General features: G+C 66.3%; 19 protein-coding genes. 7 read left to right on the top strand and 12 right to left on the bottom strand.

The features are described 5' to 3' along the window. The first annotated feature begins 5 nt into the window (after positions 1–5). Positions 6–3257 (top strand): TonB-dependent receptor, encoded by a 3252-nt coding sequence (locus PK98_RS04305; RefSeq protein WP_081996033.1) that lies wholly within the window; start codon positions 6–8, stop codon positions 3255–3257. 51 nt (positions 3258–3308) lie between these two features. Here the strand turns inward: PK98_RS04305 and phoA are convergent, their stop codons facing one another. Both phoA and PK98_RS04295 read right to left on the bottom strand, forming a co-directional pair. Continuing rightward, positions 3309–4724 carry an alkaline phosphatase gene (gene phoA, locus PK98_RS04300; protein ID WP_039094553.1) on the bottom strand — a complete coding sequence of 472 codons (1416 nt, stop codon included), beginning with the start codon at positions 4722–4724 and terminating at the stop codon, positions 3309–3311. 14 nt (positions 4725–4738) lie between these two features. After that, on the bottom strand, positions 4739–7522 hold the full coding sequence (locus PK98_RS04295) for a TonB-dependent receptor (RefSeq protein ID WP_039094551.1): 2784 nt from the start codon (positions 7520–7522) through the stop codon (positions 4739–4741). A 235-nt stretch (positions 7523–7757) separates the two neighbouring features. Here PK98_RS04295 and PK98_RS04290 point away from each other — a divergent pair, with 235 nt between their 5' ends. Further along, a complete protein-coding gene (locus tag PK98_RS04290) occupies positions 7758–8093 on the top strand; it encodes a hypothetical protein (RefSeq protein WP_039094547.1) in 336 nt (111 codons plus the stop codon). Next, the gene (locus PK98_RS04285; protein ID WP_039094546.1) at positions 8093–8560 is read left to right on the top strand and encodes a GreA/GreB family elongation factor; all 468 of its coding nucleotides are present in this window, start codon (positions 8093–8095) and stop codon (positions 8558–8560) included. Before PK98_RS04290 ends, PK98_RS04285 begins: the two co-directional genes overlap by 1 nt. Here PK98_RS04285 and PK98_RS04280 read toward each other — a convergent pair whose 3' ends face one another. From PK98_RS04280 to pncB, 3 genes are read right to left on the bottom strand one after another with little or no spacing between them, the layout of a single operon-like run. After that, positions 8561–9430, bottom strand: coding sequence for an NAD(P)H-hydrate dehydratase (locus PK98_RS04280; RefSeq protein WP_039094545.1), 870 nt, complete (start codon positions 9428–9430; stop codon positions 8561–8563). Further along, complete coding sequence (locus tag PK98_RS04275; RefSeq protein ID WP_039096224.1) at positions 9427–10188, bottom strand: histidine phosphatase family protein; 762 nt, start codon at positions 10186–10188, stop codon at positions 9427–9429. Before PK98_RS04275 ends, PK98_RS04280 begins: the two co-directional genes overlap by 4 nt. Positions 10189–10245: 57 nt before the next feature. Beyond that, complete coding sequence (gene pncB / locus PK98_RS04270; protein WP_039094544.1) at positions 10246–11550, bottom strand: nicotinate phosphoribosyltransferase; 1305 nt, start codon at positions 11548–11550, stop codon at positions 10246–10248. A 227-nt stretch (positions 11551–11777) separates the two neighbouring features. Here pncB and PK98_RS04265 point away from each other — a divergent pair, with 227 nt between their 5' ends. Both PK98_RS04265 and PK98_RS04260 read left to right on the top strand, forming a co-directional pair. Continuing rightward, positions 11778–12482, top strand: a complete 705-nt coding sequence (locus PK98_RS04265; RefSeq protein WP_200884970.1) for a CPBP family intramembrane glutamic endopeptidase — start codon at positions 11778–11780, stop codon at positions 12480–12482. Positions 12483–12526: 44 nt separating this feature from the next. Continuing rightward, the gene (locus PK98_RS04260; RefSeq protein ID WP_039094543.1) at positions 12527–13291 is read left to right on the top strand and encodes an SDR family oxidoreductase; all 765 of its coding nucleotides are present in this window, start codon (positions 12527–12529) and stop codon (positions 13289–13291) included. 32 nt (positions 13292–13323) lie between these two features. On the opposite strand, the gene PK98_RS04255 is transcribed toward PK98_RS04260, so the two are convergent. Then, a complete protein-coding gene (locus tag PK98_RS04255) occupies positions 13324–13923 on the bottom strand; it encodes a TetR/AcrR family transcriptional regulator (protein ID WP_039094541.1) in 600 nt (199 codons plus the stop codon). A 136-nt stretch (positions 13924–14059) separates the two neighbouring features. On the opposite strand from PK98_RS04255, the gene PK98_RS04250 reads away from it, so the two are divergent. Next, a complete protein-coding gene (locus PK98_RS04250; RefSeq protein ID WP_039094539.1) occupies positions 14060–14455 on the top strand; it encodes a RidA family protein in 396 nt (131 codons plus the stop codon). Between the two features lie 69 nt (positions 14456–14524). Here the strand turns inward: PK98_RS04250 and PK98_RS04245 are convergent, their stop codons facing one another. Beyond that, a complete protein-coding gene (locus tag PK98_RS04245; protein ID WP_039094537.1) occupies positions 14525–15622 on the bottom strand; it encodes an aldo/keto reductase in 1098 nt (365 codons plus the stop codon). A gap of 96 nt (positions 15623–15718) precedes the next feature. On the opposite strand from PK98_RS04245, the gene PK98_RS04240 reads away from it, so the two are divergent. Further along, positions 15719–16612: a LysR family transcriptional regulator gene (locus tag PK98_RS04240; RefSeq protein ID WP_039094535.1), complete on the top strand. Its 894-nt coding sequence runs from the start codon at positions 15719–15721 to the stop codon at positions 16610–16612. Positions 16613–16626: 14 nt separating this feature from the next. Here the strand turns inward: PK98_RS04240 and PK98_RS04235 are convergent, their stop codons facing one another. The 5 genes from PK98_RS04235 to PK98_RS04215 form a co-directional block, all read right to left on the bottom strand. Further along, complete coding sequence (locus tag PK98_RS04235) at positions 16627–18009, bottom strand: family 43 glycosylhydrolase (protein ID WP_200884969.1); 1383 nt, start codon at positions 18007–18009, stop codon at positions 16627–16629. 79 nt (positions 18010–18088) lie between these two features. Beyond that, positions 18089–18955 (bottom strand): alpha/beta hydrolase, encoded by an 867-nt coding sequence (locus PK98_RS04230; protein ID WP_235425392.1) that lies wholly within the window; start codon positions 18953–18955, stop codon positions 18089–18091. After that, on the bottom strand, positions 18943–20235 hold the full coding sequence (locus tag PK98_RS04225; RefSeq protein ID WP_039094533.1) for a UDP-N-acetylglucosamine 1-carboxyvinyltransferase: 1293 nt from the start codon (positions 20233–20235) through the stop codon (positions 18943–18945). The genes PK98_RS04230 and PK98_RS04225 overlap by 13 nt, the downstream gene beginning before the upstream one ends. Positions 20236–20266: 31 nt before the next feature. After that, a complete protein-coding gene (folE, locus tag PK98_RS04220; RefSeq protein ID WP_039094531.1) occupies positions 20267–20875 on the bottom strand; it encodes a GTP cyclohydrolase I FolE in 609 nt (202 codons plus the stop codon). Continuing rightward, entirely contained in the window at positions 20872–22389 is a 1518-nt protein-coding gene (locus PK98_RS04215; RefSeq protein ID WP_039094529.1) for a phospholipase D-like domain-containing protein, read from the bottom strand. The genes folE and PK98_RS04215 overlap by 4 nt, the downstream gene beginning before the upstream one ends. Positions 22390–22406: the final 17 nt, after the last annotated feature.

Here is a 22406-nt window from a genome sequence, read left to right as displayed (position 1 = left end):
ATAAGATGCGATCCACCGCCATTGCCCTTCATCGGGCTGCCACCCTGACGGCCGTGTTGCTGGCCAGCACCGCCTGGCCCGCCCTCGCGCAGACGAGCCCGAGCCAGGGCCCGCCGGCACCCACCGCCTCCTCCACCAGCAGCACGCAGCAGAGTGCCGATCCACAGCAGACCGACGGCGCCGGCCAGACTGCGCCCACCGCGATCGACGACGACTCGCCCGCTCCTGCCGACCCGTCTGCCACGGGCAACAGCGAGATCGTGGTTACCGGCTTCCGCGCCTCGCTGCAGAGCCAGACCGCGGCCAAGCGTGATTCGATCGGCTTCAACGACAGCATCTTTGCCGAGGATATCGGCAAGTTTCCCGACACCAACATCGCCGAGTCCGTGAACCGCATCCCCGGCGTCACCATCGCGCGCGAGGTCACCGGCGAGGGCACCAGCGTCGCCATTCGCGGCCTGGGCACCAACTTCACCCGCGTACTGCTGAACGGCGCGCCGGTAGCGGTAGCATCGGTGCGGTTCGACGCGCAGAGCACCAATCGCGAGGTCGATCTGGATTTGCTGCCGACCGAACTGTTCACGCAGCTGACGGTCAGCAAGTCGCCGGTTCCAAGCCAGGTGGAAGGTGGCGCGGCCGGTACCGTGAACCTGCGTTCCGCGCGGCCGTTCGACAATCCGGAGGCCTATCTCAGCTATGGCCTGCAGGGTTCCAAGGTCAGCCAGTCCGACAAGTACGGCTATCGCGCCTATGCGCTTGCCAGCAGCACGTTCGGCGACTTCGGCGTCCTGGTCGGCGGCACCGCAGTGCGCAACCAGTTCAACGTGCAGGGCTACGAGACGATCGGGTGGACCAACCCCAATCTCAGCGCCGCACAGCGGCCCGGCACCACCCGCAACACGACCGGTGGCGGCAACTGGACCATTCCCGCGACTGTGCCCACGCGCCCGGGCGCCGGCCTGACCCCCGGTGCGACGATCGACCAGGGCTTCCTGCTGGCCAACAATCCCGGCGCGACCATCGAGCAGATCGACAACGGCCTGATCCCGCGGCTCAGCCGCCCGCGGGTCGAAGACGGATACCGCCAGCGTTACAACGCGATCGCCTCCTTAGAGTGGCGGCCGAGCGACGCGCTGCATTTCTACATCGATGGCCTGTATGGCGAACGCAAGACGGAGTTCGAGCGCAGTTCGATGAACTGGGTCGGCCGCAACGGTGCCGCCATCCCGCTCAATACGACCTACGACCAGCAGAATTGCGCGACGGGGTGCGTGGTGACCGCCGGCACCTACGCAAATTCGCAGTTCTTCCTGGAATACCGCCCCTATCTGGACGAGGTGGATTTCTGGGGCGTCAATCCGGGTATCGACTTCATCGTCAACGATCTGCTGAAGGGCGATTTGCAGGTCAACTGGTCGCGCAGCAACTTCCGCCGGGAAAGCCCGACCGTGCTGGTCATCACGCCGGCGAACAGCGGCATCGTGGTGGATTACGCCAACGACGGCACGATCCCGCAGGTGGACAGCAATGTCGACCTGAACGACCCCAGCCTGTTCGGCTGGGCCGGCGGTGGCCGCGTCAACCTGAACGGCGAGGAGCGCCGGACCGAGACAAAGGGCGTGCGTGGCAGCCTGCTGTTCGGCGACGAGACACGCTTCAGCGTGCGGGTGGGCGGCGCCTATGATGACGTGCAGCGCCAGATCCGGCCGTTCGACAACACCAATCCGTGGCAGAACCTGATCTGCGGCAACAATCCCAGTGTCACCCTGCCCGGCCCCAACCGACAGCCACCATGCGATGGCGCCAATGCGCCCGGACCGCAGGTGCCCGGTGTGGCGATCGCGCCCGGTTATCCGACCTACCCTGCCTATGGCACGGTGGGTACCGCGGGCGTCCCGCCGCTGAGCTGGGGCGGATCGGTGGTCCCCACGGCGGCCGTGCCCAGCTATCTGCGGCCGGGGGACAGCGGCTTCGTCACCGTCGACTGGGACAAGTTCCGTGAAGCCACCAATTACGACGAGCTGCTGGCCGGCGCGACGGAGACCGGTTCGGGCAGCAGCGGCGCCAATGGCGGCCGGATCCGTGAAAAGGTGCTGGGGCTGTTCGTGGAAGGCAACGGCATTGTGGAGTTCGGCGACGACAAGACGCTCCGGCTGAATGGCGGCGCGCGCTGGATCCGCACGCGGCAACAGATCATCGGGCGGGTTACCGGCGTGGACCCGCGCAACGTGCGTGGCCCGCTGGTTTGCCCGGGCGCATCGCCCGGCTTCACGCTCGATGGATCGTGCTACCCCGCCGTGGTCAGCTTCGTGGATGACCAGCAGCGTTACGACAACTTCCTGCCATCGCTGAGCGCGGCGCTCAGCTTCGGGCAGGAGGCGGTGCTGCGCGCGTCCGTTTCGCAGACCCTGACCCGGCCGGACCCGAACTCGCTGTTGCCCGGCGCGTCGTTCACGTCACCATCGGCCGACATCGGGACCGTTGGTAATCAGTCACTTGATCCGTACATCTCCGACAATATTGACCTCGGGTTCGAATATTACACCGGCGGAGAGGGCGTGATCGCCGTGGCGGCGTTCCGCAAGTCGATCACCGGCTTCACCGTGAACCAGAACTCCACGGTGCCGCTGTCCTTCCTGGCGCCGTACGGCATCACCTTCGCCACCCTGACCCAGCAGCAGCAGCTGGCGCTGACGGATCGTGCACCGGGCGTGGCGCCGGAGAACATCCCGGTCGTGATTACCCAGCAGGTCAATTCGGACGGCAAGCTGATCGTGAACGGGCTGGAGTTCCAGCTGACCCAGCCGCTGGATTTCGCGACCGAATGGGCCGGCATCACCGGCTTCGGCTTCCAGGGCAACCTGACGATCATCGACCAGAAGGGTCAGGGCCAGGGTGCGCCCGCCGTAGCCTTGGGCGTGGCGCCGACCACCTACACCGCGACGGGCTATTACGAAGGCAACGGGCTATCCGCCCGGCTGACCTATGTCTTCAATGAAGGGTCGCAGGGATCGAACCCGAACCAGAACGGCATTACCGAAGCAGCCATCTTCGGCCGTGACTTCGGCCAGCTGGACTTCTCCGGCAATGTGGATCTGGCGGAGATCTTCGGGCGGGAGCAGTTGCCGACGGTGACGGTGAACGTGATCAACATCACCAACGAGCCGATCTCGAGCTACTTCCAGTTCCCGAACGCAACCTTCAACGAGTACAAGCCGGGTACGACCTTCCTGGTCGGCATCCGCGGGCGCCTGTGATCGCCTGATCCAGCAGCGGCCGGGCTCGACCCGGCCGCCTCGCCTGCAGGACTAGCGGGCAGGTGACTCCAGTCCGAGCGCGTCACGCATGATGTAGAACAGATCGGTCTGGTCGATCAGGCCGGCCACGTTCGCCGCCTGGGGGCCGTAGGCGGCGATACGCAGCTGGGTGCCGGTATGCGCCTGCGACCCTTCCTCCGCCGTGGCGTAGTTCACCGTCATCACCGCATCGTCATGCGTGATCAGCGACCGGGTGAGGCCGGGCGAGCGGGTGTCGTTGCCGACGATCTGGCTGGTATGCGCATGATCGGCGGTGACGATCACCAGCGTGTCGCCCTGCTCCCGCGCGAATTGCAGCGCCACCTGCACCGCCTCGTCCAGGTCGACCGTCTCGCCAATCTGGCCGCACGGATTGGCGGCATGGTCCTGCTTGTCGATGGAGGCGCCCTCCACCTGCAGGAAGAAGCCGGCCGGCCGGTCGCGCAGCAGCGCGATCGCCTTGGTGGTCATGTCGGCCAGGGTCGGGATGTCGGCCGTGCGCTGGGCGTTGACTTCGCAGCGGATCGGCGCTTCGTCCAGATTGCCGCGGCGGGCCGCCACCGGTCCCGTCCAGCGGACCGGCATGGTCCCGACAGAGAACAGGCCCAGCAGCGGGCGGGTCGCATCGGCCGCATCCACCGCCGCCAGCCCGGCCGCATTGCGCACGACGTGGTATCCCCGATCAGCCGCCTGCTGGAACAGGGTCTTGCCTTGCCATTCGCCGGCGGTCGCCGTCTCGTCGAAGCTGCGTGCGCCGCCGCCCAGCACCAGGTCCGGCCGCAGTGCCAGCAACTGTTCCGTGATGGAACCCGCGCCGCCATTCTCCAGCGCGTTGCCGGGACAGGTCGCGCTGGTTGCCACAGGTCCGTAGCAGCTACGACTGGTGACATGCGCGACCAGCGCCGCTGGCGTCGCGTCCTGGATCTCGGCCGTGGTCACGTCGCCGGTGGCAAGGCCTGCCGCCTTCGCCAGTTCGAGGATGCTGGAATGCGGGGCGCCGTTGACGTCGACGCCGATCGCGCCGTTGTAGCTCTTGACCCCGATCGCCCAGGCGGTCGCGCTGGCGGCGGAGTCCGTCACGTAGTTGGGCTTGTGATCGTCCTTGTTGAGCGAATAATGCGTGTAGGCCCCGGTGACGGGCAGCGCGTCGATCCCTGCGAAGTAGCCGCCGGCCCCCACCGCATAGTTGCGCGCCACGGTGATCTCGGAATCGCCCATGCCGTCGCCGATCAGCAGGATCACGTTGCGGGGGCGCGCGCCGTCGATCAGCTGCCGGAACTGCTCCGTCCGGTCGCCTTCGATCCGGCGGGCACCGCCCGGCTGCGTCAGGTCACCGTGCGCGGCACGCGACAGATCCGGCGCGGCCTCCTGCGCCAGAGCGGGCGCGGTCAGGAGGGCCGTAGCGAGAAGGAATGTGCGGAAAAGCATGGCTGGCGTCCTCATCAGAACTGCGCCCGTACGCCCAGGCTGTACCGGGCGCCGGAGAATTCGTACATCGTGGGGAAGGAAGGATCCATGGTGTAGCCGGTGGTCGCCTCCTCCGTGACGTTGATGCCCTGCGCCTCCAGGCGGAAGTTGGGCGTCAGCTGGTAACTGACCGCAACGTCAACCTGCCCGTATCCGTCGCGATAGACCGGGTAGTTGTTGTTCTGGATGTATTCCACATACTCGCTCTTGCGGTTGTAGGAGGCGCGCGCCGCCAGTGGCCCGTTGTCCCAGTACAGCGTCACGTTGTAGGTATTGTCGGCCAGGCCGATCGGCGATGTGTCGATGCCGAGATCGGACTGTCCTGTCAGCGAGCTGTCGAGCACCGTGTAGTTGGCGTTGAGGCCCAGTCCGTCCAGCGCCGGCACGAACATGCCGAAGGGCAGCACCGCCGCCAGTTCCACGCCCTTCACCGTGAAGGAACCATCGGCATTGACCGGCTGGTAAACTTCGAAATCGTACACGCCGTCGATCGTGCCGTTGGCATTGTACTTGGTGACGCCGGGCACGGTCCCGGTCAGCTGGTTGTTGATGACGCCCTTGATCTTCTTCCAGAAATAGGACGCGGACAGCAGCCCGCCGCCCGGCAGGTAGTACTCCAGCCCCGCTTCCCACTGGTCGGCGAAGGTCGGCCGCAGGCCGGGATTGCCATCATTGAAGCGAAAGCTGTTGAAGTTGGCGGTGCGCTTGTAGGCGAGATCGGTCAGCGCGGGGCGGATCAGCGTCTGCGAGGCAGCAGCGCGCAGCAGCAGGTCGGGCAGCGGTTCGGCCTGTACGTTCATCGATGGCAGGAACTTGTCGTAGCGGCCGTCGCTCGCCACGGGGGCATCGGTGTAGCCTGTCGAACCGTCGGTGTTCTGGACCTGCTGGAACCCTTCGGACTCAACCTTGGTGTTGACGTAGCGGACGCCACCATTGACGAGCACCGGCACGCTGCCGAGATCCCATTCCAGGTTCGCCTGCGCCCAGGCGGCCCAGGTTTCTTCCTGCACCTTGTAGTAATTGCCATCTCCGAAAGGTGTCTCGAACCCGTCCGGCCGGAAGAAGTCGCGGGCATAGCTGTTGGACACCTGCGCCCAGTTCAGGTCGCGCGCCTGATAGGCCTTGCCGCCGGTGATCGCGGTGACGTCCTCCAGCGGGCTGTCGGCCAGCGTACGCCGGTTCAGATAGGCGGTGCTGCCGCGGGTCGGGCCCTGGATCTTCTCCTCGCCATACTGGCGTTCATTGGTCTTGGACGTGAAGCGCACGCCCAGATTGACCCGCTCCAGCACGCCGTCAAAGAAGTGCGACACATCCGCCTGCGCGGCGTACTTGTCGTCCTGGATCTGCTCCCGCGTGGTCTCGTACGCTTCGAACAGGTAGCTGCCGGGCGCGTTGTACATGTCGATCGTGTTCGGATCGTCGCTGGGGATCGTCTCGCCCCCTGTGGCGGTGTAGCGGGTGCGCGACGGCGCATAGGCGACATGCTTGAGGTTGGAGAAATCGACCGACTTCTCCGCCCCGGAATAGCCGCCCAGCACGTTGATGGCCCAGCGCCCCGGCGTCCAGTTCAGCTCTCCGCCGAACTGCCTGTAATCGGTGCGGTTGAGGTACTCCTTGCTGAGGAATTCGTGCTGCGTGCGGGTGTAGGACACGTCGCGCAGCACCACGATGCCGTCATTGGCCAGCGTCGTGTCGTCGTAATCATGGATGATGCCCAGAGTGGAGGTGCTGGAAGCGGAATAGCCGGCGACGTCATATTCATCGACATCGGTGTCGTAGGCGCCGACGAATCCATCGAAGCTGAGGCTGAAATCGTCACCTGGCTTGTACTGGATGGAGCCCGACAGGCCGTAGCGTTCCTGATCGTCCAGGAACACGCGATCACCCACCTTGTCCAGGAACACGACCCGGTTGACCCCGTCCGGATTGCGGACATTGTCGAACACGATGCCGGCGTCACGCTGCAGAACGGCCAGCGCCTGCCGCGTCTGCGCATTGTTGCGGTCGGTCCAGCGGGAGATCGGGCGGAAGTTGATGCCGGAATTGCTGTCGGTCCGGTTGGTGCGCTGCTGGCTGGCGAACGATACCAGCACGCCGAAATCGCCGAACGTGTCACTGGCCAGCACGCTGAACAGCGGGTCGACCTTTTCGGAAATGGTGTTGTAGGCGCCCTCCAGCGTGCCGACCACCCGCAGGCCCGGATTGTCGAACGGCCGGGCGGTGCTGATCGCGACCGAGCCGGCGATGCCGCCCTCCTCGTCCGACGCGACGGGCGACTTGTGCACGGTGACGGTCTGGATCAGTTCGGACGCAAAGATGTCGAACTCGACATCGCGACCGCCGCTGCCGGACGCGGTCGCCAGCTTGTTGATGGACACGAAGGTGTATTCGGATGGCAGACCGCGCACGTTGACGCGCGTGCCCAGGCCGCGATCCCGTTCGATGGTAACGCCTGGCAGGCGCTGCAACGCTTCGGAAAGGTTCTGTTCCGGGAAGTCCGAGATGTCGGTGGCGACGATGCTGTCCGAGAAGCCGATCGTGTTGCGCTTGATGTCGATCGCTTCGAGCAGGCTGCCCTGGTAGCCCGTAACCATGATGACGTTGTCGTCGGCCGACCCGTCTTCGCCGTCGGCTTCCACCTGGTTGGCTGCCGGAGCGGAGACATCCTGCTGCGCGAAGGCCGGCAGCGTGGTGGCGACGAGCAATGCGCTGCCAGCCAGCAGGCGCGCGATCGCGCCGCTTCTGTTCGAAGATGTCATGGCTTGCGTATCCCTGCCTTGTTCTTGGACCGCCCCGTCGCCGGGCGGTCGCTCGACCCCGTGTTGCGCCACGGCCGGTGGGACCGGTTTGTTACCTCCACGTTACGAAACTTGTGCACTGCAGCAACAATCGCAGGGTACTGCGGCCAGGCAGGCGACGAGCCGTCCCCGTGGCAATGCCGGCGGCACGCCCTATAAAGCGTCTTCGGAAAGCAATTCGTTCAAGGCAGACACGTTGGCCCGCAAGCATCCCAAGCATGGACCTTATGAAGACCCCGCCGAGGACGAGGCACCTGCGCCCGCCGTGCCGTGCTGGCTGTGCGGCCGGCCAACGGGCGAGACGATCGTGTGGCACCATCCTGTGCCCAAGAGCCGCGGGGGGCGCGACACGGTGCCGATGCACCCGATCTGCCAGCAGACGCTGACCGCCAACTTCACCAATTCCGAACTGCAGCGTCACGGGATGGATGTGGATGGCCTGCTGCTCAACCCGGCCGTGCGCAAGTTCGTGGACTGGGTGGCGAACAAGGATCCGGACTTCACCGCCACCATCACGAAGAAGAAGCGCTGATGAGCGTCGCCTTCCGCCGCGAAAGCGACGAGGAGCATCTGGAGCCGAAGTTCGAGCTGCCGATCCCGGCCGGGCCCAACCTCGTGACCGCGCGCGGGCTGCGACTGATTGAAGCGCGCATCGCCGAACTGGAAGCTGATGCGGCAAAGGCGGACGATCCGGCGGCCGTCACCAGCCTGCAGCGCGACCTGCGATACTGGCGTGCGCGGCAGGTGTCTGCCGAACTGGCGCCGGTGCCCGCGGGCGAGAAGGTGGAGTTCGGTACGGAGGTGCGTTTCAGCCTCAACGACAATCCCCGCACCCTGCGGATCGTGGGCGATGACGAGGCGGCGCCTGCTGCGGGCCTGATCTCCTTCAACGCGCCGTTGAGCCGGGCGATGCTGGGCGCCGAGGCAGGCGACCTGCTGCCGTTCGGCGGGATCGAGGATGCGATCGAGATCCTGAGCGTGGCTGTGGCTGCGGACTGATCACCGGGGCAGCAGGCCGGGCACCTCGCCCAGCAGGTCGCGTGCCAGGAAGCCGACCGGGCCGATCCTGACAGCACAGGCATGGCCGGCTTCGGCATGCAGCCAGACGCCCCAGGCGGTTGCCGCCAGCGGATCGGCCCCGCGCGCCAGCAGCCCGCCGATGATCCCCGCCAGCACATCGCCGGAACCGGCGGTGGCCAGCCCGGCACACTCGCTACGGAAGTGCAGCAGCGCACCATCCGGCTCGGCGATCACCGTTTCCGGTCCCTTCAGCGCCACGATCGCGTCGAACCGCTCGGCCATCTTCTGCGCGACCGAAGCCGGGTTGGCGGTGACCTCCGCCTCGCCCAGACCGGAAAGCGCGGCCATCTCGCCGGCGTGCGGTGTCAGCACCAGCCGTTCGGCATAGCCTCGCAACTGGTCACGCAGCGGCGCGGCGCATGCCACGGCCGCCGCGTCCAGCAGCAGGGCCGTGTCGGGGGCCGACACGAGGCCCAGTGCCGTAATCAGCCGCGCGGCCGCCCCTTTGTCGGCCATGCCCGGCCCTAGAACTACCGCGTTGTGCGCCACCACCTGCCCGGCCAGCAGCTCCGGCGGACCCGGCATCAGTTCACCGTCCTGTTCCGGCAGTCCGATAATGCCGGCCTCCGGGAAGAACATGCCCAGCATGGCGGCGTGGGACTGCAGGGTGGCGATGCGTACCCGGCCGGCACCGACCCGCAGGGCTGCCTCGCCGGTCAGGCGGATGGCGCCGGGCAGGCGCTGCGCCCCGCCGATGACCAGCACCCGGCCACGGCTCTTCTTCGTGCTGTCTGCCGCAACTGGCGGCAGCGGGTGATCGCCGCGCCAGACTGCATCGAGCGAGGTCATGCCGGAGGCAGCCGGTGGCGCGGCTCGGCAGTGGGCAGCGCCTCCTCGCCGTCCAGCGCGGCGGTGGCGTTGAAGCGGGTCAGCACCATGCCGCCATCCTTGCCCCCCGCCGCGTCGAAGCGATATTCGGTGATCGCGCAATTGCCGATGTTGCCCGTGCGGTCGATCGCCAGGATCTGTTCCTCGTCCATGCCCTCCAGCACGTAGCGCAGGCAGAGCACGACCACCTGGTGCGCGAAGATCATCACCGGACGTCCGGCATGATGCAGCGCAACCGTGTCCATCAGCGATCGCAACCGCAGGATCACGTCGCACCAGCTCTCCCCGCCGGGTGGGCGATGGTAGAACTTCCCCAGGCTGCGGCGCGCTTCCGCCTGCTGCGGCTCGTGCCGCGCGATCCCGGCGGTGGTAAGCCCGTCGAGGATGCCGAACTCCTTTTCGCGCAGCCGCTCGTCCAGGCAGATCGGCTCGGCAGCATCGCAGCCACCCGCCTCCTGGAACAGGCGTGCCGTGTCCCGCGCACGCAGGTAGGGCGAGGCGAGCAGCACTTCCGGACGTTCCTCGACCGGCCGGCGCGCGAACCACCGGCCGAGTGCCGCCGCCTGCTCGCATCCGTTCGGCGACAGCGGCACGTCCATGTCACGCAGCGTCACGTCGATCCGCTCGGCCCCGGCGGCATAGGCGGCGGCGCGCGCGACATTGCCGGCACTTTCGCCGTGGCGGATGATCCACAATCGGGATGGCCAGGATGCGATCATCCATGTCCAACGACGCAGGCCGGCCATGGTTGCGGCCAGCAATCGGAGGGTCGCCGATCAGACCACCGGCATCTGCTCCACGCGCCCGTCCCGCCCGAAGATCCGCAGGTATCGCGCAATCTCGGCCGGATCACCGGTCGCCTTGGCCGGATTGTCGGACAGCTTCACCACCGGGCGGCCATTGGCGCTGGTTACCTTGGCCACCAGTGAGATCGGCTCCAGACCGGTACCGCCCGCAGGATCGCAGCCACGAAAATCATTGGTGAGATTGGTACCCCAGCCGAAGCTCATCCGTACCCGGCCTTGAAAATGGCGGTAGGTCGCCTGGATGCTGTCGACGTCCATGGCGTCGGAGAAGATGAGCAGCTTGGTGGCGGGATCACGGCCGTGCGCCTGCCACCAGGCCATGATCTGCTCGCCCCCTTCGATCGGCGGCATCGAGTCCGGGCGGAACCCGGTCCAGTCCGCCAGCCATTTTGGCGCATCGCGCAGAAAGGCGGTGGTGCCGAACGCATCGGGCAGCACGACCAGCAGATTGCCGTCATAATGCGCCTGCCACTCCTCCAGCACCCGGTACGGCGCTGCTGCGACACCGGCATCGTCTTGCGCCAGAGCCGCCAGAACCATGGGCAGTTCATGCGCATTGGTCCCGATCGCCTCCAGATCGTTGTCCATCGCCAGCAGGACGTTCGAGCTGCCGACGAAGCGGGAGCCCAGCCCTTCCCGCAACGCCTCCACACACCATCGCTGCCACAGGAAGCTGTGTCGGCGGCGGGTGCCGAAGTCGGAGAGGACGAGGTCGGGAAGCGTGCGCAACTGCTCGACCTTGCTCCACAGCTTCGCCTTGGCGCGGGCATAGAGCACATCGAGCTCGAAGCGGCCCTTGCCCTTCAGCGCCATGCGGGACCGCAGTTCGTTGAGGATCGTGAGTGCCGGGATCTCCCACATGGTAGTATGGGTCCAGGGACCACTGAAGGTCAGCTCGAACTGTCCATCCACTGTCCGGAGTTCGTAATCGGACAGCTGAAAGGTCGCGAGCCAGTCGATGAACTCGGGCGCGAACATGCGCCGCTTGCCGTAGAAGTTGTTGCCCGCCAGCCAGATCAGCTCCTTCTTGGAGAACCGCAACGTCCGGGCATGGTCGAGCTGCTCGCGCAGCTCCGCTTCATCGACCGTCTCCGCCAGCCTGACGGATGTGGTGCGGTTGATCAGCGAGAAGGTCGCCTGCACCTCCGGATGCAGGTGCCGGATCATCTGCAGCATCGGCAGCTTGTAGAAGTCGGTGTCCAGCAGGCTGCGCACGACAGGGTCGAGGCGCCAGCCATGGTCATAGACGCGGGTGGCGATGTCGGTGACGGGCACGATCGATCCTCGACGGTAACAGGGAAAAGGCGGGCACTGCCGTCGCCGGCAATCCCCCGGCATGACAACGCCACGACCGCAGCAAAGGGCCGGGTCTTCTGCAAGCTGGTCGTGCTACCGGCCGGCGTGCCCGGCCGTCTTCGCACGCCGAACAGCCCGGCGACGAACCATTCGCCGCCTTCCGAGTTTACGATGCGAGCCATGCACGCCCGTAGGAGTCGATGATCTTGATAGCTGCCAAATCCGACATGATGGATGACGGCCGCGCAACCATGCATCCGTCGCTGGCGGAGATCGCGGCAGGCCTCGCCGGCATGGCACTGGTCGGGTTTGGCGGCGCCATCCTGCTGCTCCGGACAGGGCTGCCGCCTGCGATGCCGGGCCTGCTGCTGACCGGATGGTCCGCGCTCGCCGGCTTTGCCGGCTTCGGCGCGGCCTGGGTGCTGCGCCGCCGGGCCCCGGCATTCTACGGCGTCCGTCCGGTTGCCCGGCGTTGGCTGCTGATCGGTGCAGGCGCCGGGATCGTCGCCTTCCTGGCGAAGGGATTGCTGGTCCTGCTGGGGGGGTCCGCGATCGGACTGCCGGCCAGCCCGCAGGAGATCTACGCCACCGGCGGCAGCGGAGGAACCGCGCAACTGGTCACGGCAACGATCCTGCTGGGCATCCTGACGCCGGTAGGGGAGGAGTTCCTGTTCCGCGGCGTTGTGACGAACGGGCTGCTGCGGTTCGGCGCGCTGGTCGGGGTGGTTGGCGGGGCGGTGATCTTCGCCCTGATGCATGGCATCAACATCGTCCTGCCGGTTGCCCTGCTGCTGGGGCTGGTTGCCGGCGACCTGTTCCGGCGTACCCGTTCGGTCTGGCCCGGCACGATGGCGCACATCGTCTACAACCTGCCGACCATCCCGGTCATGGTCATGGCGCAAGCGGCCTGACCTCGGCTGATCCTGTCACGGCATACACACATGGAGAGCACAGCATGAAGACGAGCGGCAACACCATCCTTGTCACCGGCGGAGGCTCAGGCATCGGCGAAGCGCTGGCGCAGCGGTTCCATGATGCCGGCAACACGGTCATCATCGCCGGACGACGACGGGAGGCGCTGGAAAGCGCCATTGCCGGCCGTCCGAACATGCACGCGATCGAGCTTGACGTAGAGGACGCGGCAGGAGTGGCCGATTTTACCCGGCGCCTGCTGGCGGATCATCCCGCGGTGAACGTGCTGTTCAACAATGCAGGCATCATGCGGACCGAGCAGCTGGACCGGACCCGCAACCTTGCCGATGCGGAGGCGACGATCGCCACGAACCTGCTTGGCCCGATCCGGCTAACCAACGCGCTGGTCGATCATCTGGTGGCCCGGCCGGACGCCGCGATCATCAATGTCAGCTCCGGCCTGGCGTTCGTGCCGATGCTGGCAACGCCGACCTACAATGCGACCAAGGCCGCCATCCACTCCTATACCGTGTCGCTGCGAGAGGCGCTGCGCGGCAAGGTCGAAGTGATCGAGCTGGTGCCGCCCGCAGTCCAGACCGGCCTGACGCCTGGGCAGGAGACCCGCAAGGGCTACCTGCCGCTGGAGGCGTTCGTGGCGGAGGTGATGAGCCTGTTCTCCCAGGTACCCACCCCGCCCGAGATCCTGGTGCAACGGGTCAACTTCCTCCGCAATGCCGAGAAGGAAGACCGGTTCGGGCAGGCGCTGGCCGCACTTAACCACCCGGCGAGGGAAACCGGAGGCGACTGATCGGTGGCGCAACGTGGCGCCACCGCAGCGGTTCAGCGGCGGGAGTCCTGGAGGAAGCCCGATGCCATGATGCGGAAGGCTGCGATGGCATCGGGCAGCTGCCGCTGCGGATCCTCGCTCGACGCCAGCCACAATGCCGCGTTCAGCGCGGCGCCGTTCAGCAGGCGCGCGGCGGCCTCCACGTCAACCCGCTGCATGGTCCCATCCGCGATCAGGTCGGCGACAGCAGAACGCGTCAGCGCGAGGCAGGCATTCTGGCTGGGCCAGAGCGACGGATCGCCCAGGATCGCCGGACCGTCCAGCAGCACGATGCGGCGGATCTCCGGCTCCAGCGCCATCTCGATATAGGCCGCCGCTTCGGCCAGCAGAGCGTTCCACCTGTCAGGCTGCGCAGCGCCAGCCTGCTGGGCCCGTGCAGCCATCTCGCTGTCGATCTGCTCGACCACGACGGCAAGCAGGCCCGCCTTGCCGCCGAAGCCGTGATACAGCGCGCCGCGGCTCAGGCCGGCATCGGCGGTGAGGTCGTCCATTGATGCCGCGACATAGCCGTTGGCGGCAAAGGCCTTGCGCGCCGCGGTGACCATCCGGGCGCGGTTCTCCTGCGTGCTCTGCGCGCGCCTGCCGGCACTCATCTCGCTCTCCAAACCAGATACATGATGTATGTGGCATTGACCGGCCTGCTCGCAACACCTATTCACATACATGACGCATGTGACATGACGGCGGAGCATTTCTGATCGTCGCCGTCGCACAGAGAAAGGAACATCGATGTCAGACCGCCAGATCATCTTCCCGCCAGATCGCCATGCCCTGTACGAACAGCACGGCTACTCGGCGGCAATCCGGTCCGGCGACCTGCTGTTCGTCTCCGGCCAGGTCGGCAGCCGCGCGGACGGCTCGCCCGAGCCGGACTTCGAGGCGCAGGTGCGTCGCGCCTTCGCCAATCTGCAAGGCGTGCTGCAGACGGCCGGATGCGGGCTCGACGATCTGGTGGACGTCACCACATTCCACACCGATCCCGAACAGCAGTTTCCGACGGTGATGAAGGTCAAGAACGATATCTTCGCCCGACCGCCCTTCCCCAACTGGACTGCAGTAGGCGTGACCTGGCTGGCGGGCTTCGATTTCGAGATCAAGGTGATTGCCCGGATCCCGCAGGCCTGACGGCAGAGTGCGGGCGCGGCCGGAAACTTCCATGGAGGAGATCCGCGATAGCTTCCGGCGCACCTGCTTCTAGCGCCAGGGCTGAACATCCTGACCGCCGAAGATGACGGGCCGCGGCAGGTCGAAGATGAAATACGGGTTCAACAGCGGCAGCGCGCCTGCCGCATCGAGCCGCGCCTGATGGTCGGCATCCAGCACGATATCGAGCGCGGCCAGGTTCTGGTGCAGCTGTTCCGCCCGGCTGGCACCGATCAGCACTGACGAGACGCCCGGCCGGTTCACTAGCCAGGCCAGCGCGACCTGCGCCATCGGACGCCCGAGCTCCGCCGCGACCGCGCGCACGACATCGACCACGGCGAAGTTCTGCTCCGTGAACAGCATGCCGCCGAACGGATTGTCGCCGTTCAGCCTTCCGTCGCTGCCACCTTCCGGCACCCCTCCGGCGCTATCGGGCAGGCTGCCGGCACCGCCTTGGCTCGCCAGCTTGTCCCGCCCGTATTTGCCGGTGAGCAGCCCTGCGCCAAGCGGGCTCCACGCGACCGTCCCCAGCCCCAGCGACCGCCCCGCAGGCACCACCTCCAGCTCGACCCCGCGATCGATCAGGGAATAGCTGTACTGCAAGCCGACCGGCTGCGGCAGTCCGTGAGCACGGGCCAGCGTCGCGATCTGCGCGACGTACCAGGCAGGCGCATTGGAGAAGCCGTAATACAGGATCTCGCCCCGGCGTACCGCATCGGTCAGCCCGCGCAGCACTTCCTCCGGCGGGGTGGTACGGTCCCACACATGGGTCCAGTACATGTCGATGTAGTCGGTGCCGAGCCGCCGCAATGATCCTTCGATGCCGTCGCGGATGTTGCGGGCGCTATTGCCGCCGGCCAGGGGTGTGCCCTGCGTCCGGGCGAAGCCGGACTTGGTGGCGATCACCAGCCGGTCTCGCAGGCCGCGCTCGGCGACGAGGCGGCCGAGCATCTGTTCGCCCGCGCCGCCGGAATACACATCGGCAGTATCGACGAAATTGCCGCCCGCATCGACATAGGCTTCGAAGATCGCGCGCGATGTTGCCTCGTCCGTACCCCAGCGGCCGGTGCCAAAGGTCATGGTACCCAGTGCAAAAGGGCTGACCGCCAGACCCGACCGGCCCAGGGTGCGATAGTGTGTCAGGTCCATTGTTGAATCTCCGTTTTCAATAACGGGAAGGTAGCGGGTGACGTGCCCCGCGATTAGAGGGTGCAACCGGCAAGGCCTTGTGAAGGACATGCAGCAATGAAGCGCGGTGAACTGGATGATCTGGCAGCCTTCGCCGCGGTGGCACGAGCCCGCAGCTTCACCCGGGCCGCAGCCGAGCTGCGCCTGTCACCCTCGGCACTCAGCCACGCGATGCGTGGGCTGGAGCAGCGGCTGGGGGTCCGTCTGCTTGCCCGCACCACCCGCAGCGTTGCGCCGACGCCGGCGGGGGAGCGTCTGCTGCGCTCGCTCGATCCCGCGCTGGCGGAGGTCGCACGCGGCCTGTCGGCCTTGGCCGACTGGCGCGGGGCGCCATCGGGCACGCTGCGGGTCACGACCTTCTGTTCGGCCGCACGAATGGTGCTGGCACCCGCCATGCCCCGGTTCCTGCAAGATCATCCCGATATCCTGCTGGAGGTGATCGTGGACGATCGCCTGATCGATCTGGTCGCAAACGGGTTCGATGCCGGCATCCGCTTCGGCGAGTCGGTCGAGCGGGACATGGTGGCCGTCCGCGTCGGACCGGACCTCCGTACGGTGGTGGTGGGCACCCCCGCTTACTTCGAACGAAATCCGCGACCGGCAACGCCGGCCGACCTGGCGCAGCATCGCTGCGTCAATTACCGGCTGCTCGGCGGCGGCGGCCTGCTGCCGTGGGAGTTCGAGCATGACGGCCGCGAGGTACGGGTCCGGCCGGAAGGGCAGCTGATCGTCAATGACGAGATACTGTCGGCGGCGGCGGTGCGGGGCGGCGCCGGGCTCGGCTACATGCTGGAGGCAGATGTCGCTGACGAGATCGCCGATGGGCGGCTGATCCAGGTGCTGGACGAATGGTGCCCCAGCTTCGCGGGATGCTACCTGTATTACCCCAGCCGGCAGGTCACGCCGGCCCTGCGCGCGCTGATCGACGCATTGCAGGTGCCCGCTGCGTGACGGCGGACGTAGTGCTACTGGCGCACGTCCAGCCGGTCGAAAGTGATTGCATGGCCCTGACTGCCAGACCGTTCGCCGCGCTTGTTGACCCAGTACCAGCCGTCTCCGACGACAGAGGCGCTGATCGTGTAGGTTCCGCGGGGGAGGAGCGGGGTCACGAAGCGGGCACTCGATACCGGATATTTCGAGTACATGTCGATCGTCGCCGACAGCACTTCGTCTCCCTGATCATCCCGCAGGCTCACGCGTGCATAGCCGCCGTCGGGCCGTGCCACGCTGTAGAGGCTGGCTTGCGTGCCGGTGAAGGTCAGCGAGAATGATGCCGTCCGGTCGTCAGTCACGCGATGGGCCGGCAGATCAGCGTCCGCCTGCCGCCACGCACCGGCAAAGCGCACGCGCGGATCGTCATGCGTGATCGTCTCGCCGATCTCCGGCCCCGGCATCACCACGCCATTCGCGGTATCGATGCGCCAGGCCTCGCGGAATGCCGGCATGGCTATCCGGTCATTCTCCATGATGAGCGGCTGCCACACATAGGTTGCGGCGCTGGCCTGACGCGGATAGGACCAGCGATCCCCCATGAACATGAAGGTAGTCTCGCGCTCGCCGGCGATCGGCAGCACAAAGGTCACCTGCGAATTCCAGGTCAGCGTTCCTTCCGGCGCGACGAACCCCTGCCGTGTCCAGGGACCAGCCAAGTCACGCGCAGTAAAGTAGTAATTGTCGTTCCGCTCCCACCCCGTCAGGTTCGATCCCAGGAAGTAGTAGGTGTCGCCCTTCCGGAACATCGCCGGGGACTCGAAGCCGTGTGCCATGGCGACGTTCACCTGCTCCCGCACGCTCCGGTAATCATCTGCCAGACGGTAGATGTCGCCGCCATGCAGTAACACATAGCCCGCGCCATCATGGTCCTGGAACGTGCCCATGTCCCATTTCCTGATCGGGGCCCCGTCGAACAGCAGTGGCCCCTGGTACGTGTAAGGCCCGGTCACGTCCTTTGCGGTGGCATAGCCGACAAACTGCCCGCGATAGTCGATGGCGTCGGCATGCATGAACATGACGTACTCGCCGGTTGTCGGCGAACGCATGACCTTCGGCCGCTCGCCTACGGTTTCCGGCCCCAGCGCACCTGACGGCTGCATCGGCAGGGCCACGCTTTCGAAGCGCCAGTTCACAAGGTCGGTGGAAGAGTAGCAGTTGAACCCGGCAAAGGCGTTGGTCATGTCCCGGTGCGCTTCACCGAACAGGTAAAAGGTGTCGCCTACCCTGATGATGCCGGCACCATGGGCGCTGACCGGAAGGCCGCGCTGATCGAACCAGGGCGTTCCGGAATGCACCGCGTCGTAGCGCGCGGCCTCTTGCCCCAGGGCGGACTGGGACAGGGTCGCCAACACCATCAAGCCGCTGCTGAGCAGGCATGTCCATGGCTTCGTCATGCCGTCGCGCACCTCGAGATATGGAACCAGGCGGAAGCTATCACTTCAGGAAGCCGACCTGCCGCAGCCATGCCTCGCACAATTGGGGCCAGATCGCCACCGGCAGGTCCTGCGTGTCGAGCGCGAAGCCGTGCGGCGCATCGGCGAAGACATGCAGCTCGGCATTGGCGCCGGCACGCTCCCACGCGGCATGCAGTCGGCGGGCATTCTCGACCGGCACCACGGGATCGTTGCCGGCATAGGTGATGAAGCATGGCGGCGGTCCGGCACGCAGCTGCGCATCGGGTTGCAGCCGGTCATACATGGCCTGCTTCTCGACCGGCGGCAGCGGTGGCTTGTCCGCGATGATCGTGCGGCCAGCGGCGTTGGTGGAAATCGGGGCATAGCCGATCACCAGCACGTCCGGCCGTGTGTCATGTTCTGCATGAGGGCCGGTCCGCTCCGTCCATTCCGCCGGATAATCAGCCGCCAGACAGGCCGCGAGGTGCCCGCCGGAGGACAGGCCGACCACGCCCAGCTCCGCCTGCCCCATCCCGCGGATCAGGCGCATTGCCTGGCGCGCATCGTCCAGCGGAGCGGCCGGACCGTGGTCCGCATCGGGGAAGCGGTGGATCAGGACATAGGCGTGATAGCCCAGCCCGGTCAGCCAGCGTGCCACGGCCACGCCTTCACGACCGGCCATCAGCGCGGTGTAGCCGCCCCCGCCAAGCACCAGCATGGCCCGCCCGTTCGGCTGCGCCGGAGTAAAGCCCAGCAACACCGGATGAGCGACCGCGGCGACCACCGCCTGTTCCGGCGTTGCGGCACCATCCTGCAGGGTGAAGGCGCCGGCCGGCGCCTCCCCGTCCCACACGGGCCAGGCCGCATCTGCGCCCAGCATCGCCGGATCGGCGGTCACTTCACCCACTGCACGTCAGCGCCCAGGTTGACGAAATTGTCCACGAAGCCGGGATGCGCGCGCCGGATGGGGTCAGCATCCAGGATGGTCGACTCCCCTTCGATGCTGCTGGCAACCATCAGCAAGGCAATGGCGACGCGGATGATGTAGGGGCTGGTGACGGTCGCCGGCGCCAGCGGTGCGCCGCCAAAGGTGATCAGCCGGTGCGGATCGCACAGCAGGGTATGTGCGCCGAAGAGGCTCAGTTCCGTGTGCCAGGTCAGGCCGCCTTCATAGACCTTGTTCCAGAACATCATCTGTCCCTCGGCCCGCGCGCCCAGCGCGATGAAGATCGGCAGCAGGTCTGCCGGAACGTAGGGCCAGGGCGCGGCCTCCACCTTGGTGATCAGGTGACTGGTGAAATTGCCTTCCACGCGCAGCCGCTCCGGCGCCTGCAGCCGGGACCAGCCATCCTCGTGGCGCACCTCGGCACCGAACTTGGCGAAGGTGCGGTCGATCAGCATGAAGTGTTCGGGATGAGCGTTGCGCACCGCAATGTCGCCGCCGGTTACCGCCGCCAGCGCCAGGAAGGTCGCAACCTCGTGGAAATCTTCGATGAAGGTATAGTCGGCGCCGGTTAGTTCGGCTGTGCGCTCCACCGTGACCATGGACGTGCCCTTGCCGTCGATCCGGGCTCCGCACTGCTCCAGGAAGGTGCACATCTCCTGCACATGCGGCTCGCATGCGGCGTTGACGATCTGCGACGATCCGCTGACCGTAAGCGCGCTGAGGATGAAGTTCTCGGTCGTGGTGACGCTGGCATATTCCAGCCACATGCGCGCGGGTTGGCCTGCGGCACCAGCGCGGAAGATGATCTGCCCGCCGGTCTGGCTGACCTCGGCACCGAAGGCGCGGAACACCGCGACATGCGGGTCGATCTCGCGCGCGCCCAGCGTGCAGCCCTTCACCTCATGCTCCAGGCGGGCCTCGCCCAGGCGATGCAGCAGGCCCGGGATCATCATGATGGAAGCGCGCATCGCTTGCGGCAGGGTGCCCTTGGCCCCTGCGGGGATCGTCGAATGATCGATCTCCAGCACCTTGGCTTCCTTGTCCCAGGCGATCGTGCTGCCAAGCTCGCCGAAGAACGCGACGATCCGGATCACGTCGGTGATCTCCGGCACGTTGCGCAAGGTCACCGGCGCATCGGTCAGCAGCGTCGCGCACAGCACCGGCAGCACCGCGTTCTTGTTCGCCGAAGGTTCGATCCGCCCCGTCAGCGGCTTCCCGCCACGCACCAGCAGCGCCGTCATTTGCAATCCTTCTTCATGTTTCGCGGGCCGATCAGTAACCCATCAGATCAAGCACTTCCTGCCGGCTCTTTGGATCCGATCGGAAGGTGCCCATAACCTTGCTGGTGATCATGGCAACACCCGGCGTACGTACGCCGCGCGCGGTCATGCAGGCATGGCTGGCTTCGATCACCACCGCCACGCCCTGGGGCTGCAGGTGGTCCCAGATGCATTGTGCAACTTCTGCCGTCAGCCGTTCCTGCACCTGCAGGCGGCGGGCATAAGCGTGCAGCACACGCGCCAGCTTGGAAATGCCGACCACCCGATCGGTGGGCAGGTAGGCGATCGCCGCCCTGCCGATGATCGGCGCCATGTGATGTTCGCAATGGCTCTGGAACGGGATGTCCTTCAGCAGGACGATCTCGTCATATCCGCCGACTTCGCGGAACACCCGGGACAGGTGAACGGCGGGATCCTCGCCATAGCCCTGGCAATATTCCTTCCACGCACGGGCAACACGGCGGGGCGTGTCGCGCAGGCCCTCGCGTTCGGGATTGTCGCCGGCCCAGCGGATCAGCGTGCGGACGGCATCCTGCACGTCTTCGGGCACGACGATCTTGCCCTGTGGTTCTTCGTCGTCTGATCCCAGCAGGCTGCTCATGCCCGCCTGCGTCTGCGGAGTCTCTTCATGGACCCAGCCAATAGGCTGCCCGCACGGAAAAGACCACGCCTGCGCGGTGTGATGGCAAACATCTCGGCCGGTTCTTCGGGGTCGAGCATCTGACGGGTCGCCAGGTCGATCTCCAGCTCGCTCAGATCCTGCCGCTGATAGGGTCGCAGGGTATGCACCCGGTCAGGACCCAGCCCGCTGATCATGTCCGCCATCGACCCGCTTTCCTCCAGCAGGCGGGCAACCTCGTCCGGCTGCAGGTCCAGATGCTCCCCCAGCAATCCCAGGCGGACGGAGCGGATCGTGTCGCCGCAACCTTCGTTGCCCGGTCGCGTGCAGTCGATGAACACGTCGCATTCACTGTCCAGCCCCATGGACCGGTTGTTCCAGTTGGCGGAGCCGATGCGGATGATCTGGTCATCGATGATCGTCAGCTTGGCATGGACGTAGATCGACGTCTCGCCGGCATAGGGAATGAACAGGTGAAAGCGGTTCTTGTGGTCCGCCTCCTTCACCGCGCGGAACAGCAGGTCGCGCGCCGGGTCCATCGCCTTCGCCTCGACCCAGCCATCGGCAGTCGCCGGCATGACCAGCACGATCTCGGGCGGATCCGGCTCCGCCATGCGCAGGCAGATCGCCTCCGCGATGCGCCGGCTGGCGAAGTACTGGTTCTCCGCATAGATGAAGTGGCGCGCGCCGGCGATCTGCGAGAGGATCAGTTCTTCGATCTCGCTGATGCCTTCATCGTCCTTGTACGCAGCGCGGGTGCGGGCAATGCCGACCTCGACATCGGTGAAATGCGCGTCCAGCGGATCGGGCCAGGCACTTTCGGCGCAGTTCTCCACCGGCTCCAGCTCGCCCCCGCCCGCCCGGCGCCAGCGGTCACGCGCCAAGTCCTGCAGCGTGCCGGCGATCGGCCCTTCCATGATCATGGTGATGTCATGCCATGGACCATGCAGCGAACCCCAGGGCCGCCGCCGGCGCTTGTCCCGTTCGCGATGTTCGGGTGTGTCCCAGCGGCGATCGGTCATGTCGATCCCGCCGCAGACGGCCACAGTGTCATCCAGGATGACGATCTTCTGGTGATGGCTACACCCGATCGGGTGCGCGTTGTCGAACTTGAAGTCGATCCGCCGATGCGGGAACCAGCGCGCCAGATCGAACAGCATGGTGCCGCGCAGACCCAGCTTCAGCGCGCCGAAGCCCCATTTCAGGATCTTGAGCTCCAGCTCCGGATTGTGCCGCACCAACCAGACGAAGAAGCTACCCAGCCGGCTGGGATATTGCCGCTTGATGCCCTTCTGATACCAGCGCCGGCCGCGCAGCAGGTGGATCCGCGTGTCGAAGTCCCAGCCGATCAGGAGCACCCGACGACGCGCCTTCAGCATGGCCCGCTGCATCAGATCGAAATAATCGGCCGCATCCACGACCACCCGCACACGGCTGGCCTTGGCAAAGCGCCACACACCCGGTTCTACCGGTGCATCGTCGAACGGCTCTGCCACATTAACCCCTGTCAGTT

This window comes from Croceibacterium mercuriale, from assembly GCF_000802385.1.
GTDB classification, from domain to species: Bacteria; Pseudomonadota; Alphaproteobacteria; order Sphingomonadales; family Sphingomonadaceae; genus Croceibacterium; species Croceibacterium mercuriale.
This window is presented reverse-complemented; position numbering and strand designations above follow the sequence as displayed.